This is a genomic window from Tistrella mobilis, from assembly GCF_041468085.1.
Taxonomy (GTDB): Bacteria; Pseudomonadota; Alphaproteobacteria; order Tistrellales; family Tistrellaceae; genus Tistrella; species Tistrella mobilis_A.
This window is the reverse complement of the sequence record NZ_CP121017.1, coordinates 4,048,954-4,064,350: the sequence shown is the minus strand read 5'-3', so window position 1 is coordinate 4,064,350 and position 15,397 is coordinate 4,048,954. Positions and strand designations below refer to the sequence as shown.

At 68.0% G+C, this 15,397-nt stretch carries 13 protein-coding genes; 7 read left to right on the top strand and 6 right to left on the bottom strand.

The annotated features are described in order from the left end of the window. The first annotated feature begins 29 nt into the window (after positions 1-29). Complete coding sequence (locus P7L68_RS23865; RefSeq protein WP_372002276.1) at positions 30-1,805, top strand: fructose-specific PTS transporter subunit EIIC; 1,776 nt, start codon at positions 30-32, stop codon at positions 1,803-1,805. Positions 1,806-1,848: 43 nt separating this feature from the next. Here P7L68_RS23865 and P7L68_RS23860 read toward each other — a convergent pair whose 3' ends face one another. Continuing rightward, complete coding sequence (locus P7L68_RS23860) at positions 1,849-2,550, bottom strand: isochorismatase family cysteine hydrolase (protein ID WP_372002274.1); 702 nt, start codon at positions 2,548-2,550, stop codon at positions 1,849-1,851. Positions 2,551-2,833: 283 nt separating this feature from the next. Here P7L68_RS23860 and P7L68_RS23855 point away from each other — a divergent pair, with 283 nt between their 5' ends. After that, positions 2,834-4,903, top strand: coding sequence for a TonB-dependent siderophore receptor (locus P7L68_RS23855; protein ID WP_372002273.1), 2,070 nt, complete (start codon positions 2,834-2,836; stop codon positions 4,901-4,903). Further along, positions 4,903-6,138, top strand: a complete 1,236-nt coding sequence (locus P7L68_RS23850; protein ID WP_372002271.1) for an MFS transporter — start codon at positions 4,903-4,905, stop codon at positions 6,136-6,138. Before P7L68_RS23855 ends, P7L68_RS23850 begins: the two co-directional genes overlap by 1 nt. Here the strand turns inward: P7L68_RS23850 and P7L68_RS23845 are convergent. The 4 genes from P7L68_RS23845 to bioB are packed head-to-tail and all read right to left on the bottom strand — an operon-like array spanning position 6,077 to position 10,162. Beyond that, complete coding sequence (locus tag P7L68_RS23845; protein ID WP_372002270.1) at positions 6,077-7,411, bottom strand: adenosylmethionine--8-amino-7-oxononanoate transaminase; 1,335 nt, start codon at positions 7,409-7,411, stop codon at positions 6,077-6,079. The genes P7L68_RS23850 and P7L68_RS23845 overlap by 62 nt on opposite strands. Then, the gene (bioD, locus tag P7L68_RS23840) at positions 7,408-8,046 is read right to left on the bottom strand and encodes a dethiobiotin synthase (RefSeq protein WP_372002268.1); all 639 of its coding nucleotides are present in this window, start codon (positions 8,044-8,046) and stop codon (positions 7,408-7,410) included. Before bioD ends, P7L68_RS23845 begins: the two co-directional genes overlap by 4 nt. Then, entirely contained in the window at positions 8,043-9,179 is a 1,137-nt protein-coding gene (locus P7L68_RS23835; RefSeq protein ID WP_372002267.1) for an 8-amino-7-oxononanoate synthase, read from the bottom strand. The genes bioD and P7L68_RS23835 overlap by 4 nt, the downstream gene beginning before the upstream one ends. After that, positions 9,176-10,162, bottom strand: coding sequence for a biotin synthase BioB (bioB, locus tag P7L68_RS23830; protein ID WP_372002264.1), 987 nt, complete (start codon positions 10,160-10,162; stop codon positions 9,176-9,178). Before bioB ends, P7L68_RS23835 begins: the two co-directional genes overlap by 4 nt. Before the next feature lie 153 nt (positions 10,163-10,315). Here bioB and P7L68_RS23825 point away from each other — a divergent pair, with 153 nt between their 5' ends. The 4 genes from P7L68_RS23825 (at position 10,316) to P7L68_RS23810 (ending at position 14,545) form a co-directional block, all read left to right on the top strand. Then, a complete protein-coding gene (locus P7L68_RS23825; protein WP_372002262.1) occupies positions 10,316-10,957 on the top strand; it encodes a GntR family transcriptional regulator in 642 nt (213 codons plus the stop codon). Between the two features lie 82 nt (positions 10,958-11,039). Further along, positions 11,040-13,379, top strand: coding sequence for an FdhF/YdeP family oxidoreductase (locus P7L68_RS23820; RefSeq protein WP_372002260.1), 2,340 nt, complete (start codon positions 11,040-11,042; stop codon positions 13,377-13,379). Positions 13,380-13,467: 88 nt separating this feature from the next. Beyond that, positions 13,468-13,911 carry an isoprenylcysteine carboxylmethyltransferase family protein gene (locus P7L68_RS23815; RefSeq protein ID WP_372002259.1) on the top strand — a complete coding sequence of 148 codons (444 nt, stop codon included), beginning with the start codon at positions 13,468-13,470 and terminating at the stop codon, positions 13,909-13,911. 22 nt (positions 13,912-13,933) lie between these two features. Next, positions 13,934-14,545: a TetR/AcrR family transcriptional regulator gene (locus tag P7L68_RS23810; RefSeq protein WP_372002257.1), complete on the top strand. Its 612-nt coding sequence runs from the start codon at positions 13,934-13,936 to the stop codon at positions 14,543-14,545. On the opposite strand, the gene P7L68_RS23805 is transcribed toward P7L68_RS23810, so the two are convergent. Beyond that, positions 14,527-15,312 (bottom strand): SDR family NAD(P)-dependent oxidoreductase, encoded by a 786-nt coding sequence (locus P7L68_RS23805; protein ID WP_372002255.1) that lies wholly within the window; start codon positions 15,310-15,312, stop codon positions 14,527-14,529. The two genes, P7L68_RS23810 and P7L68_RS23805, sit on opposite strands and share 19 nt — an antisense overlap. Positions 15,313-15,397: the final 85 nt, after the last annotated feature.

The window sequence follows — 15,397 nt, the reverse complement described above, 5'->3', positions numbered from 1 at the left end:
TGCCGCATTGCGCGGCAGAAGGGGGAAACATGTCGAAACTGGTGGCCGTGATCACGGCCGAAGAGGCCGGGACCGAACGGCTCGGCACAAGGGCGGTGCTGGCGGCGGAAGCGCTGCGCAAGCACGCCCATGACGGCGGTCATGCGATCGCGATCGAATTCCACGACGGCGAGACGGCGCGCGACGTGCTGGAAGCCGCCGCCATCGCCGGCGCCGATGCGGTGCTGGCGGTCGGCGGCAGCGGCAATGATCCGCGCTTTGCCGGCAAGGCCGTGACGGCCGCAACCGTCGATGACGTGCTGCGGGATCCGGCGGCGGTGCTCGGCCGCGCCCTGGCGGGCAAGGCTGCGCCCGCCAGGGCCGCAGCCGCGGCACCGGAAGGCGGCCGGCGGATCGTCGCCATCACCTCGTGCCCGACCGGCATCGCCCATACCTTCATGGCTGCCGAGGGCATCCTTCAGGCGGCGAAGGCGCTGGGGCACGAGGCTCGGGTGGAGACGCAAGGCTCGGTGGGCGCGCGGGACGGGCTGACGGCCGACGAGATCCGCGCCGCCGATCTGGTGATCATCGCCGCCGACACCCAGGTCGACCTGTCGCGCTTCGACGGCAAGCGGGTCTATCTTTCGGGCACCAAGCCCGCGATCAATGACGGTCAGGGGCTGATCAACCGCGCCTTCGCCGATGCGAAGGTTCAGGGCAGGGGCGCCGCGGCCCCGGATGATACGGCACCGGCTGCGGCGAAGACGGCGGGCGGACAGGGATCCGGCCGCACGGGCCCCTATCGCCATCTGATGACCGGCGTTTCCTTCATGCTGCCCTTCGTCACCACGGGCGGCCTGCTGATCGCGATCGCCTTTGCCCTGGGCGGCATCTATGCCTATGAGGACGCCAATCAGGGCACGCTCGCCTATGCCCTGTTCCAGATCGGCGCCAAGGGTGCCTTTGCGCTGATGGTGCCGGCGCTGGCCGGCTACATCGCCTATTCGGTGGCCGACCGGCCGGGTATCGCGCCGGGCATGATCGGCGGCATGATCGCCACCCAGATCGGCGCCGGCTTCCTGGGCGGGATCGTCGCCGGCTTCATCGCCGGCTACGGCACCGCCTGGCTCAACCGCAACATCCGCCTGCACAGGAATCTGGAGGGGCTGAAGCCGGTCCTGATCCTGCCGATCCTGGGCTCGCTGCTCACCGGGCTGCTGATGCTGTTCGTGGTGGGCGAGCCGGTGGCGCAGCTCCTGGCGACGCTCAGCGACTGGCTGCGCAACATGCAGGGCGGCAGCGCCGTCCTGCTCGGCCTGATCATCGGGCTGATGATGGCCTTCGACATGGGTGGCCCGGTCAACAAGGCGGCCTATGCCTTCTCCACCGGCCTGATCGCCTCTGAAATCTACGGGCCGATGGCGGCGGCCATGGCGGCCGGCATGACCCCGCCGCTCGGCATCGCGCTTGCGACCAAGCTCTTCCCCGGCCGGTTCACGGGCGACGAGCGTGAGGCGGGCAATGCCGCGGCCGTGCTCGGCCTTGCCTTCATCAGCGAGGGGGCCATCCCCTTCGCGGCCCGCGATCCGTTCCGGGTGATCCCGTCGCTGATGGTCGGATCGGCCCTTGCCGGTGCGATTTCGATGGCGGTGGGCGCCCAGCTCAAGGTGCCCCATGGCGGCATCTTCGTGCTGCCGATCCCCAATGCCGTGGTCTCGCTCGGCGGCTATCTGGTCGCCCTGATCGCCGGCACCGTGGTGACGGCGATCATGCTGCGGATCCTGAAGAAGCCGCTGGCGAAACCCGCGGCATCGGCTGCGGCCTGAGCCGGGGCTGATCCGCAAGAGCGGCAGACGGGCGGGATGGTTCTCATCCCGCCCGTTTTTTTGTGGCGGGCTGCATCTCGCGCCAGGCGCCGAGCAGATCGTCCGCATCGGCGACCAGGCCCAGATGCATGGCGACGATCTTCAGCGATGCGGCTTCCAGATCCTCGGTCGTGCCGGCCACCAGATCGCGCAGCACCGTGACCCGATAGCCCATGTTCGAGCCGTCGAAGGCGGTGTTGAGTACGCAGCAATCGGCCAGGCAGCCGTTCAGGATCAGCGCCTCGACGCCCATATTGCGCAGCAGGAAGTCGAGATCGGTGGGGTAGAAGGCCGAAAGCCGCTTCTTGCCCGAAACCACCAGATCGCGATCGTCGACCGCGGTCACGAACTCCGTCCAGCGCGATCCTTCGATGGCATGGCCGTCGGAATTGGGGATCGGGCCGACATGGAGCGGGAACACCCGCCGCCAGGCCGATGGAATGCCGGCGATGTCGTCGACGCCGCCCTTGCGCAGCGTGCTGCGGACATGGATCACCGGCACGCCGGCTGCGCGCGCCGCGGCGTGAAACCGGTTCACGCCCTCGACGATCGCCCGCGCCCTGGGGGCGGGGCAGGGGCAATCGGGATCATCCTCCAGATGTCCCCGATGCAGATCGATCGACACCACTGCCGTGCGGGTGGGGTTCAGATAGTCGTCGAACCCGGCGCCCAGCGGCTGCCGGCTGCCATCGATGTAGACATGCATCACGTGCAGACACTCCCCCGTCGTGGCGCGACGGTCCGGCCGTCACGCCAACATGTGCAGGGGTGAAGGCGATGGTAGATGGGGTGGGGCGGGACATCCAGTCCCGAGCTGCACCGTCATACACGGGGTCCGCAGAGTGGCAGTCTGACGGGCGGCGGATATATGGGGTCACATATTTTGAGAATGAAAATGAATTGCAAATAAAGGCGATCCGATGGCATTCAGGAGCCAGGACGACGTTCCGCCTGCGGGACGGGTCATGCAATGGTATCGGGATATGACGATGCACCGCCTTCTTTTTGCCTCCGCCGCGATTTCACTGATCGCCCCGTCTCTTTCCGTCGCTGCGGAAAACGGCGCCACGATGCTGGCGCCGCTGATGGTGGAATCCGAAAGCGGTGAGACGCTGCGGCAGGACGGTTATGTCGCGATCCAGGGCCAGCAGGCGACCAAGGTCGATGCGCCGATCGCCCGGATTCCGCAGGCGGTCTCGACCGTCACCCAGGCGCAGATGGAGGATCAGAAGCCGCGGACGCTGAACGAGGCGATCAGCTATTCCGCCGGGGTCGATACCGGCACCTTCGGTTTCGACACGCGCTATGACGCCTTCAAGCTGCGCGGCTTCCCCGCCCATTACACCGGCATGTTCCGTGACGGGTTGCGGCAATATAACGGTCCGTCGGCCTGGTTCCGCAACGATCCCTATACGGTGGAAGGCGTCGCCATCCTCAAGGGGCCGGCCTCGTCGCTCTATGGCGTCAGCGGTCCGGGCGGGCTGGTCAATCTGGTCACCAAGCGGCCGAAGGATCAGCCCTTCCACGAGATCGAACTGCTGGGCGGCACCGATGACCGGCGCCAGGCGGCCTTCGACCTGTCGGGGCCGGTCGATGACGAGGGGCGTGTCCTCTATCGTCTCACCGGGCTCGCCCGCGAGAGCGACACCACGCTCGACGGCTATCCCGACGACAAGACCCTGATCGCGCCGGCCGCGACCATCCGCTTCGACGAGGACACGCAGCTCACCCTTCTTGGGGAATATTCGGATGCGACGGTGGGCGGGACCGCGGTCTTCTACAATCCCAGCTATGGGGTCGCCTCTCACCGCTATGCCGGCGATCCCGACTACAATGATTTCGACCAGACCCAGTGGCGGGCCGGCTATGAGTTCAGCCATCGGGTCGACGACGTGCTGACCCTGGAGCAGAAGCTGCGCTATACCGACGTCTCCTCCGACCTCGAATACCGAAGCTATCAGGTCGGCGGGCTCGCCTTTCCCTATTGGGGGCATTACCGCGAGGCGATGGATGGCGTGACGGTCGATACCCTGGCCAAGATGGTGTTCGACACCGGCAACGTGACCCATGAACTGGTCACCGGCTTCGATTACACCCGGGCGAGCTATGATGCCTGGTCTGCCGGCAGTACCGTCTCGTCGGCCGCCGCGGCTGCGGCGCGGCTCGGCTATGGTGGCGGGCAGGAGACCGACCAGTACGGTATCTATCTGCACGACCAGATGGTGTTCGGGGGCTGGACCGTTTTCGCCAGCGGCCGATACGACCGGGTCGATACCAGCGTCATCGCGGCCGACCGCAGCGTTTCGGATCAGGAAGACCAGGCCTTCTCGGGCCGGCTGGGCGTGTCCTACGCCTTCGAGAACGGCCTCACCCCCTATGCCAACGTCTCCAGCTCGTTCTCGCCCAATATCGGCCTGGTCTATGACGACCCCTATGCCGGCACCGGCCGGGCGGCGGAGCCGACCCGGGCGGTGCAGAAGGAGGTCGGCGTCAAATACCAGATCCCCGGCACCAACAGCCTGCTTTCGGCGGCGCTGTTCGATATCGACCAGGAAGACGGGGTGGTCTTCGACGCCACCACCGGCGTCAACAGGCAGCGTCAGCTCGACATGAATTCCCGCGGCATCGAACTCGAAGCCGTGGTGTCGCTGGATGACGGCTGGAGCGTGGTTGCCGCCTATACCCATCAGCGGGTGAAGATCGAGAAGGGCATCGTCGGCGCAGAAGGCAAGGAGCTGTCGGCCACCCCCAACGATATCGCCTCGCTCTGGGTGCATTACGACATCGCAGGCGGTGCCCTGGACGGTCTGGGCCTGGGCGCAGGTCTGCGTTACTTCGGCGAGAGCTGGGGCGACGACGTCAACAGCTTCAAGAATGACGACCGCGCCTTCCTGGATGCCGCCATCTCCTACAATCTCGCCAGCCTGGGCCAGCCGGGGGCGGAGATCCAGCTCAACGCCCGCAATCTCTTCGACAGCGACGACCAGAGCTGCAGCGCCGGTTACTGCTATCGCGACGAGGGGCGGGTCGTCACCACCTCGCTGCGCTATCGCTTCTGATGGCGCGTCGCGGCCTCTGGTCGCTGATCGGATCGATCGGCGGGCTCTATGTCGCGCAGAGCGTGATCGGCGGCGTCACCTGGACAGGGTTGCCGGCGATCCTCAGGTCAGAGGGGCTGCCGCTCGATCATGTCGGGCTGCTCTCGCTGCTGGTACTGCCCTGGGCGCTGAAGGTGCTGTGGTCCCCGGCGGCAGAGCGCTGGCGCCTGCCGCGAACCGGCGGTGACCGCTCCGCGCTGATGGTCGCGGCCGGTGGCGGCTTTTCGGTGGCGGGCCTGGCATTGGTCGGGGTGATCGGGCCGGCCCCGGTGCTGCCGGTTCTGGCCGTGCTGCTGGCGGTCGCCTTCGCCACCGCCACCGTCGACATCGCCTGCGACGGCTATGCGGTCGAAAGCCTGCGCGAGGCCGAACTCGGCTGGGGCAATGCCGCCCAGGTCGGGGGCGCCTATGTCGGGGCAGCACTCGGCGGCGGGCTGCTGCTGGTGATCGTCGACCGGGCCGGGTGGCAGGCGGGACTCTGGACCATGGCCGCCCTGGTGGCCCTGCTTGGCCTGCCCTTCCTTGCCCATGCCCGCCGCCGGTCCGGGCGGATGGCGCCGGGTAACGATCATGCACCGTCGCTTCGCGTCACGCTCCGGCGGCCGGAGGTGCGGCGCGGGTTGATCTTGACCGCCCTGTTCGTCATCGCCCAGAAGACGGCGATGGGCATGGTCGGCCCCTTCCTGATCGACCAGGGCATCGGCCTCGACGAAGTGGGGGTGCTCAACGGGCTGGGCAGTCTGGTCCTGGGCTTCACCGGCGCGCTGGCCGGCGGGGCGCTGGTCCGCGGGCTGGGGATCGGCCGGGTAATGATCCTGGCGGTTCTGCTCCAGGCCCTGGTACTGGCGGGGTTCGCCGTCCAGGCCAGCACCGCCCTGCTGCCGCGCGAGGCGGCGATGGGGTTGGCGCTGGCCGGCGCCTGCTTCGTGATGCCGATCGGCTTCGTGGCCCTCTACGCCCAGTTCATGCGCTGGTCCGATCCCCGTCAGGCGGGGGTCGACTTCACCCTGTTCCAGTGCATGGACGCCTCGGTGAGCATGCTCGCCGGCCTGACGGCGGGGGTGGTGGCGCAGCATCTGGGCTATGGCGTGTTCTTCGCGCTGGCGGCGGCCCTGGCGCTCGGAGCCCTGCCGCTCATCCGGCGGCTCGGGCGCGGGCCCCTGCGGTCGGGGCCTGTGGGATCCGGGGCAGAATGACCTCCGCCGCCTCGGCGATCGCCTCCCAGGCGCGATCGATGTCGTCTGCCGTGCTGCAATAGGGCGGCATCAGATAGATCACATTGCCGAGCGGTCGGATCAGCAGGTCGCGGTCGCGGAAGAAGGTGCGCAGCCTCGGCCCGACGTCCGAGAGGTAGCCGGCTTCCGCCACGTCGAGGTCGAGTGCGGCGATCGTGCCCGTCCGGCGGACATTGCGGAAGCGCGGGTTCTGGCGGAAGCGGGTGACCCAGGCCTCCTGCCGGCGGGCGAGGGCGGCGATGCGGGCCACCACCGGTTCCTCCTGCCAGATCCGGAGATTGGCGAGTGCTGCCGCACAGGCGATCGGGTTGGCGGTGTAGGAGCTGGAGTGGAAAAAGGTCCGGGCGCGGTCGGTGGACAGATGCGCCTCGAAAACCGGGCCGGTGCACAGTGTTGCCGCCAGCGGCAGGGTGCCGCCGGTGATGCCTTTGGACACGCACATGATGTCCGGGGTGATACCGGCCTGGTCGCAGGCGAAGAGCGTGCCGGTGCGCCCCCAGCCGGTCATCACCTCGTCGGCGATCATCAGCGTGCCATGGCGTTCGGTGATCCGGCGGAAGTCTGCCAGCAGATGCGGCGGGTACATCTTCATGCCGCCCGCCCCCAGAACCAGCGGCTCGATCAGCAGCGCTGCGGCGCGGCCGGTCCGGCAGAAGCCCTCCAGCGCGTCCAGCGTCGCCTGTTCCCGGCCGGGTTCGGGGAAGGGGATGGTATCGACATCGAAGAGCAGCGGCGCATAGGCGGCATTGAACACGCCGCGGGCGCCGGCCGACATGGTGCCGATGGTATCGCCATGATAGCCGTGGTCCATGACCACGATCCGTGATCGCGGCGCGCCGCGGTTGTGGAACGTGCCCAGCGCCATCTTCAATGCGACTTCGACCGAGGTCGAGCCGCTGTCGGAATAGAAGACATGGGCAAGGCCGGGCGGGGCAAGCTCGATCAACCCCCGGGCCAGATCCTCGGCCGGCTGATGGGTGAATTCGGCGAAGATCACCTGGTCCAGCCGAAGCGTGGCGTCGCGGATCGCGGCCATGATCGCGGGCGGGCGATGGCCATGGGTGATCACCCACCAGGATGAGATCGCATCGAAGATCGACCGGCCATCGGCATCGATCAACCGGGCACCCTCGGTGCGGGCGATGGCGCGGATCACGGGTTCGGTCAGGTGCTGGCGGAACGGATGCCAGACAGGAGAGGCGGGGCCCGGCGAGTTGGGGGCAGGCGCGGTCATCCTCTGATCCTTTCAATGCGGGCGAGATCGATCCCGCGGCGGATGGCGGCCGCCAGGGCTTCCGCGGTGAGCGGATCCAGCCGGGGCAGGCGGCCCAGATGCGGAACCCGGCCGAGGGCCGTGATGACGGCTTCGCTGTCGGGCCGGGCCTCGCCGATGAAGACGATGCCGGCAACCGGCACGCGGCGGGCCCGCAGGGCTTCGAGCGAGAGCAGGCTGTGATTGATGGTGCCGAGCCCGGTGCGGGCACAGAGCACCACCGGCCATTGCCAGCGGGCGAAGAGATCGGCGAAGACCACCTGCCGGGTCAGCGGCACGAGCACGCCACCGGCCCCTTCGATCACCAGCGGACCGGCCGTCGGCGGCGGGTCGATGGCGTCCGGATCGATGGCCACGCCGTCGATATCGGCTGCCAGATGCGGCGAGGCCGGGGTGGCCAGCCGCCAGGCTTCGGGCAGAACCCGTTCGGGCGACAGTCGGCCGAGCCGGGCTGCGGCCTCCGCATCGGTCTCGCCCTCCAGGCCCGACTGGACCGGCTTCCAATAGCCGGCGCCGAGGGCGGCGGCGAGACCGGCTGCGACCACGGTCTTGCCGATGCCGGTATCGGTGCCGGTGACGACCAGATGGCCGGTCATGGCGTGGTCTCCTCTGCCACCGCGACGGTGAGGGCGGCGAACAGCGCCTCGATCGCGGCGGCATCGATGTTGAGGGTGATCGAGATCCGCAGCCTGGCGGTGCCCGGGGGGACGGTCGGCGGACGGATGGCGCGGAGGTCGAAGCCGGCGGTCTGCATCCGTCGGGCGACGCGGACCGTGCGGGCATCATCGCCCAGGATCACCGGCAGGATCTGGGTGGTGCCGGTCGCAAAGCCGTGCCGGGCGGCGGCGGCATGGGCGGTGGCGATCAGGCCATGCAGACGGCTGCGGCGTTCCGGCTCGTCGGTCAGGATCCGGAGCGCCGCCCGCACCGCGGCTGCCTGAAGCGGAGAGGGCGCGGTTGCGTAGATGAACGGCTTCGCACGGTTGATCAGATAGTCGCAGAGGATGGCGTCGGCGCCGACCAGGGCACCGGCCGCCCCCAACGCCTTGCCGCAGGTGTGCAGCACGATCACCTCGGGCCGGCCCTCCAGCCCGGCGGCGAGACCGCGCCCGTCCGGCCCGTGGACGCCGGTCGCATGGGCCTCGTCGATGAACAGGAAACCGTCATGGGCGCGGGCGATCGCCGCCAGATCGGCGAGCGGTGCGGTATCGCCATCCATGGAATAGAGGCTTTCGGCCACGATCCAGGGATGGCCGGTGCCGCCGGCCCGGCGCCAGTGGCGGATGGCATCGTCCACCGCCCCGGCATCGTTGTGCGGGACGGCGACGGATGCGGCCCGACCCAGCCGCAGGCCGCTATGGGCGCTGGCATGGATCAGCCTGTCATGGACCACCAGGTCGCCATCCTGGGGCAGGGTGGCGAGCACTGCCTGATTGGCGGCATAGCCGGCGCCGAAGAACAGCATCCGGTCGGCGCCGAAAAACCGGGCGGCCTCGGCTTCGAGTGCTTCGTGTTCCGCGTGATTGCCGCGCAGCAGACGCGAGCCGCCGGCGCCGACCGGCACGCCCCGGGCCAGGGCCTCGGCGACCGCGGCTGCCATCCGCTCTGCGGCCGCAAGGCCCAGATAGTCGTTGGAGGTGAAATCGAGCCCGCCGCGGGGCATCAGCGTCCGGCGGCGGCTGCCCTCTGCCAGCTGCTCCAGCCGGCCGGCATGGCGGGCGAGGATCATCCCGCTGTCTCTGCCGTCATGCCCAGCCGGCGGAGCAGGGCGGCATCGCGGTCTTCGCCCGGATTGGCGGCGGTGAGCAGGGTGTCGCCCACGAAAATCGAATTGGCCCCGGCCAGGAAGCACAGCGCCTGAAGCTCGTCGCTCATCATGCTGCGCCCCGCCGTCAGCCGGACATGGGATCGCGGCATCACGATCCGGGTGAGCGCGATGCTGCGCACGAAATCGAACGGATCGACCGGATCAGCATCGGCGAGCTTCGCCCCCGGAATGCGGATCAGCATGTTGATCGGCACGCTTTCCGGCGGTTCAGGCAGGTTGGCGAGCGTCACGATCATGTCGATGCGGTCGGCTGTCGTTTCCCCGAGGCCCAGAATCCCGCCCGCACAGACCTTGATGCCGGCCGCGCGCACCCGCGCCAGGGTGTCCAGCCGGTCGGCATAGCTGCGGGTGGTCACGATTTCGGGGTAGAAACGCTCCGACGTGTCGAGATTGTGGTTGTAGTAGTCGAGCCCGGCGGCGGCGAGGGTATCCGCCTGATCGTCGGAGAGCATGCCCAGCGTCATGCAGGTTTCCAGCCCCAGGGCCTTCACCTCCTGCACCATGGCGACCAGGGTTTCCATGTCGCGATCCTTGGGCCCCCGCCAGGCAGCCCCCATGCAATAGCGGGTGGCGCCGCCGTCGCGCGCCTTGCGGGCTTCGCGGACCACCTGCTCCACGGCCATCAACCGTCCGGCTTTCAGCCCCGTGGCATTGCGCACCGACTGGCTGCAATAGCCGCAGTCTTCGGGGCAGCCGCCGGTCTTGATGTTGAGCAGCCGGCTGAGCTGCAGCCGATTCGGGTCGAAATGTGCCCGATGCACCGATTGGGCCCGGAACATCAGATCGGCGAAGGCCATGTCGTGAATTTCACGTGCAGCCTCATACGTCCAGCAGTCCGTGCGCCGTCTGTCAGTTGCCGGGGCAGGGATGACTTGTGCAGGCATGGCATCCTCCTTGATCCGACCCAGTGGAGAGAGACATAAACTTCCAAGGGTCAGATTATAGATAATCTATTATTGAACCGTTCCTGGGATTACTATATCAATCGCATTTGCGGAGGCATCCGTTATTATCATAGATAATCTATGAGAGAGGTCATGGCAGAGACCACGGCGGAACGTATCGCCCGGGTGTTGGGGGACAGGATCGTCTCGGGAGAACTGGCACCCGGCACACCGGTGCGGCAGGACCGGATTGCCGAGGAATTCGAGGCGAGCCATGTGCCGGCGCGCGAGGCCTTTCAGATGCTGAAGGCTCAGGGGCTGCTGGTCTCGGAGCCCCGGCGCGGCATGCGGGTCGCGCCGCTGGATGCGGCGGCGGTGCAGGAAATGACCGAGATCCGGGCATCGCTGGAGGTGCTGGCGCTGAAATACGCCGTGCCGAAGCTGAATGCCGCCGCGCTGGAGCGGATCGAGCGGGCGTTGATCGCGGGCGACGAGGCCCGGACCATGGCCGAGTGGGAACTGGCCAACCGCGCCTTTCACCGCGAACTGGCCGCCCCCTGCCGGATGCCGCGGCTGATCGCGATGATCGAGGATCTGCAGCTGGCCAATGCGCGGATCATCCTGTCGGCCAATCGCGGCGCCGGCTGGCGGCCCGGATCCAATCTTGCCCATCGGCAGATCTTCGAGGCGCTGAAGGCGCGCGACGGCGCCCGCGCCGTCACTCTGCTCGATCAGCATATCCGGGTGCTGGAGCGGGCGGCGGCACCGGTGACAAAGGCGGTACCTCCGGGTTGACGGAACCATCGACGCGGGCACCGGTTCGCCGGAGAGGTCAGCGCCGGCCTCGCGGTCTGACAACCGGATGGAGGTTCCGCCCATGTCCCGCCCGCTCCGCCACCACCCGTATGACGCGCCGTCAGGCGGCTGGGGATCAATGCAGTCGCTTGTCCGCCATGCCAGCCGCCAGCAGGTCTGGGGCAGTGCGCTCGGGGAACTGCCGCGCCAGAACAAGCCCGACGGCTTCATGTGCGTCAGCTGCGCCTGGGCCAAGCCGGCCGAGCCGCATCCGGCGGAGTTCTGCGAGAACGGCGCCAAGGCGACCTTTTGGGAGCTGACCTCGAAACGGGCGACACCCGACTTTTTCGCCCGCCATACCACGAAGGAGCTGCGGGGCCGGGAAGATTTCGACCTGGAGAACGAGGGTCGGCTGACCTGCCCGATGCGCCACGACCCCGAAACCGACCGCTACCTGCCGGTCTCGTGGGAGGAGGCCTTCGCCGCGATCGGCCGCCGGCTGAAGACCTTCGATCCCGACCGGGTGGTGTTCTATGCCTCGGGGCGCGCCTCGCTCGAAGCCTCGTACATGTACCAGCTTTTCGCGCGGATCTACGGCACCAACAACCTGCCCGACAGTTCCAACATGTGCCACGAGACGACCTCGAAGGCGCTGCCGAAGAGCATCGGCGTGCCGGTCGGTACCGTGGACCTGGATGATTTCGAGCACACCGACTGCATCCTGGCCTTCGGGCAGAATGTGGGATCCAACGCGCCGCGGATGCTGCACCCATTGCAGCGCGCAGCGGAGCGCGGCGTGTCGATGCTGGTCTTCAATCCGATGCGCGAGCGGGGCTGGCTGACCTTCGTCGATCCGCAGAACCCGGGACAGATGCTGTCGGGGCGCCCGACGCGGCTCGCCTCGCGCTATCATCAACCGCGGCCGGCGGGTGACATCGCCGTCATGACGGGCATGGCCAAGACGCTGCTGGCGTTGGACGATGCGGCCCAGGCGGCGGGGGAGCCGCGCGTGCTCGACCAGGCTTTCATCGACGAGCATTGCCACGGGTTCGAGGACTTCGAGCAGATGGTCCGCAGGACCGGCTGGGACGAGATCGAACGCAATGCCGGCCTGACCCGTGCGGCGATTGAGGATGCCGGCCGCATCTATGCCCGTGCCGAACGTGCGATCGCGATCTACGGCATGGGGCTGACCCAGCACAGGCTGGGATCCGACAGCGTCGGCATGCTGGTCAACCTGCTGCTGATGCGCGGGCAGATCGGCCGCATCGGCGCCGGGATCCTGCCGGTGCGCGGCCATTCCAACGTCCAGGGGCAGCGCACCGTCGGCATCGCCGACGATCCGGCACTGGTGCCGATCGACCGGCTGGGCAAGATGTACGGGTTCGTGCCGCCGCGGAAGAAGGGCTTCACGACGGTCGAGGCCTGCGAAGCCATGCTGGAGGACGGCGTCGACGCCTTCATCGGTCTTGGCGGCAACTTCCTGCGGGCGGTGCCCGATCATGCGCGGATGGAACCGGCCTGGAGCCGGCTGAAGCTGGCGGTCCATGTGGCGACAAAGCTGAACCGCAGCCATCTGGTGACGGCGGATGAAACCTATCTTCTGCCCTGCCTGGGCCGGCTGGAAGAGGATGTTCAGGCCGGCGGTCCGCAGGTGGTGACGATGGAGGATTCGACCGCCCATATCCACGCCTCGCGCGGGCGGGCGCGGCCGGCGAGCCCCGATCTGCTCTCTGAAATCCGGATCGTCGCCGAACTGGCCAAGGCGACGCTGTCCGGAACCGCGCGGGTACCCTGGGATGACTGGGTGGCGGATTACGGCCGCATCCGCGATGCCATCGCCCGAACCTTCCCCGAGGACTTCCACGACATGAATGCGCGCATGTTCACCCCCGGCGGCTTCGCCCGGCCATTGGCGGCGCGCGACCGGCGCTGGACCACCGAGACGGGCAAGGCCAATTTCCGCACGCCCGCCGCGCTCAACGCCAGCTTCGACCCCGATGACGACGACACGATCTTCCGGCTGATCACGCTCAGGTCCAACGACCAGTTCAACACCACGATCTATGGCTATCGCGACCGTTTCCGCGGCATCGACGGATCGCGGATGGTGGTGATGATGAACCGCGAGGATATCGAGCGGATGGGCCTGGTCTCCGGCGCGCGGGTGGTCCTGACCACCGTTGCCGAAGACGGCATCCCGCGCCGCAAGGCCGGGCTCACCGTGCTGGCCTATGACGTGCCGAAGGGCTGCCTCGCCGCCTATTACCCTGAATGCAACGTGCTGGTGCCGCTCTCGCATCACGAGCGCGACAGCCTGACGCCGGCCGCCAAATCGGTGCCGGTCAGGATCGCCGCCGAGGTGGCAGTCGGGTCGGAAGCGGCACCCACGGGCCCGCGAGACGGATCTCGGGCCCTATAAAAATGATAATTGATAAAATAAAAAATTTATCAATATACTGACGCCAGATCCTCCGGGGCATGAGGCCCCGTTCCCGAAGGTGACGGCGATGACATGGCTGCTGCCCCCGATCCTGGTCCTGATCCTGCTGATCCTGATGGCGGTTCTGGCGCGGCTCTGGCCGGAGCCGGGGCTGCTGTCCGATCCCTGGCACCTGTTGGGCCTGGTGCTCCTGCTGGCCGGCATCGCTCTGCCCCTGATGGTCTCCCGTCTCTTCCGGCGGGTCCGGACCAACATCAACACCTTTCGTGACCCGGATGTGATGGTGGCCGACGGGCCGTTCCGCATCTCCCGCAACCCGATCTATCTGGGCTTCGCCCTGATCCTGCTTGGTGCGGCCCTGTTGTCCGGTGCGGCGGTGGCCCTGCTGCCGGCTCTGGCTTTCGTGCTCATCACCGATCGCTGGTACATTCCGTTCGAAGAGGCGCGCATGTCGGCGCAGTTCGGCGCCGCCTACGACGATTATCGCCGGCGCACGCGGCGGTGGCTCTGACGGCTGGGAGGGACAGGACACCTTGGCGAGACCCAGGATCGATGCGGAGGCGGTGCGCGCGCGCATGGTGGCGGAAACCGAGGCACTGCTCAGGCGCCACGGCCCCGACAAGGTGACGATGTCCGATGTCGCCGCCGCCTGCGGCATGTCGCAATCCGGCGCCTATCGCTTTTTCGCCAGCCGCCATGCGCTGCTGGTGGCGGTTGCCGACCACTGGTTCCAGGACATCGAGACCGGCATGGCCGCGATCCTGGTCGATCCGGGTCTCGATCCGGCAGGCCGCATCACCCGGCTGATCCGATGTCAGATGGACATGAAGCGCCAGCGCCTGGAGCGTGATCCGGGCTTCTTCGATGCCTGCCTGGACCTTGCCGCCCGCGATCTCTCGGTGGTCGAAGGGCATCTCGTCCGCATGCGCGCCATGCTCGCCCGCGCGGTCGGCGAGGCGATGGCGGCAGGTGTCATCGCCCGGGACGACCCCGACCGGGTTGCGGCCCTGGTCGAGGTGATGACCACCCGCTTCCGCGACCCCTGGTCGATCCGCAGCCATCCTGCCGGCTGCACGCCCGCCGCGCTGGACGAGGTGATGACGGTGATCTTCCGCGGTCTCGCGCCTCAGATCGCGGCCATGTAGCCGCCGTCGACATAGAGCAGGGTGCCGGTCACATAGGCCGCGGCCGGGGAGGCGAGGAAGATCGCGGCGCCGATCAGGTCGTCGACCTCTCCGAAACGCCCGGCGGGGATGCCGGCGCGCATGCGGTCGGCCCAGGCCTGGTCTTCAAAGAAGATTTCGGTCATGTCGGTGCGGAAATAGCCGGGGCCGATGCCGTTGACCCGGATACCGTGGCACGCCCATTCGGTTGCAAGCGTGCGGGTGAGGCCCAGAAGACCGCTTTTGGAGGCGCCATAGGCGGCAGCTGTCGGCACGCCCACTTCCGATGTGAGCGAGCAGAGGTTGATGATCGCACCGCCGCCGGCGCCGCTCATGATCCGGGCGGCCGCCTGGGCGCAGAAGAAGGCGCCCTTCAGATTGGTGTCCTGGATCCTGTCCCACAAGGCCTCGTCGACATCGAGTGAGGGGCAGACCTGTTCCATGCCGGCATTGTTGACCAGGATGTCGAGCCCGCCGAGCTTTTCGGCAGCCCGGGCCACGCCGGCGCGCGTTTCTTCCACCGAGGACACGTCGAAGGGTACCGCGACCGCGCGGCCGCCGGCGCCGATGATCCGGGCGATCACCGCTTCGAGTGCGGCCTCGTCGCGGCCGGAGACGGCGACCGCGGCCCCGGCCCCGGCGAGGCCCGTGGCGAGGGCCCGGCCGATGCCGCGACTGGCACCGGTGACCAGGGCCTTGCGGCCGGCCAGGGAGAAGCGGGAGAGAACGGAGGCGGTGGTATCGGACATGGGAGACAATCCCGGGCTCTGGAGGACAGGGCGGCGTTCGGGTGATGATCGGATGCGGGCGATGCGGTATCAATCCTTCCATCGC

Excerpts from the sequence above, each read along its gene's own strand:
- P7L68_RS23865 (WP_372002276.1), top strand. The coding sequence starts at position 30 with ATGTCGAAACTGGTGGCCGTGATCACGGCCGAAGAGGCCGGGACCGAA.
- P7L68_RS23860 (WP_372002274.1), bottom strand. The coding sequence starts at position 2,550 with ATGCATGTCTACATCGATGGCAGCCGGCAGCCGCTGGGCGCCGGGTTC.
- P7L68_RS23855 (WP_372002273.1), top strand. The coding sequence starts at position 2,834 with ATGCACCGCCTTCTTTTTGCCTCCGCCGCGATTTCACTGATCGCCCCG.
- P7L68_RS23850 (WP_372002271.1), top strand. The coding sequence starts at position 4,903 with ATGGCGCGTCGCGGCCTCTGGTCGCTGATCGGATCGATCGGCGGGCTC.
- P7L68_RS23845 (WP_372002270.1), bottom strand. The coding sequence starts at position 7,411 with ATGACCGCGCCTGCCCCCAACTCGCCGGGCCCCGCCTCTCCTGTCTGG.
- bioD (WP_372002268.1), bottom strand. The coding sequence starts at position 8,046 with ATGACCGGCCATCTGGTCGTCACCGGCACCGATACCGGCATCGGCAAG.
- P7L68_RS23835 (WP_372002267.1), bottom strand. The coding sequence starts at position 9,179 with ATGATCCTCGCCCGCCATGCCGGCCGGCTGGAGCAGCTGGCAGAGGGC.
- bioB (WP_372002264.1), bottom strand. The coding sequence starts at position 10,162 with ATGCCTGCACAAGTCATCCCTGCCCCGGCAACTGACAGACGGCGCACG.
- P7L68_RS23825 (WP_372002262.1), top strand. The coding sequence starts at position 10,316 with ATGGCAGAGACCACGGCGGAACGTATCGCCCGGGTGTTGGGGGACAGG.
- P7L68_RS23820 (WP_372002260.1), top strand. The coding sequence starts at position 11,040 with ATGTCCCGCCCGCTCCGCCACCACCCGTATGACGCGCCGTCAGGCGGC.
- P7L68_RS23815 (WP_372002259.1), top strand. The coding sequence starts at position 13,468 with ATGACATGGCTGCTGCCCCCGATCCTGGTCCTGATCCTGCTGATCCTG.
- P7L68_RS23805 (WP_372002255.1), bottom strand. The coding sequence starts at position 15,312 with ATGTCCGATACCACCGCCTCCGTTCTCTCCCGCTTCTCCCTGGCCGGC.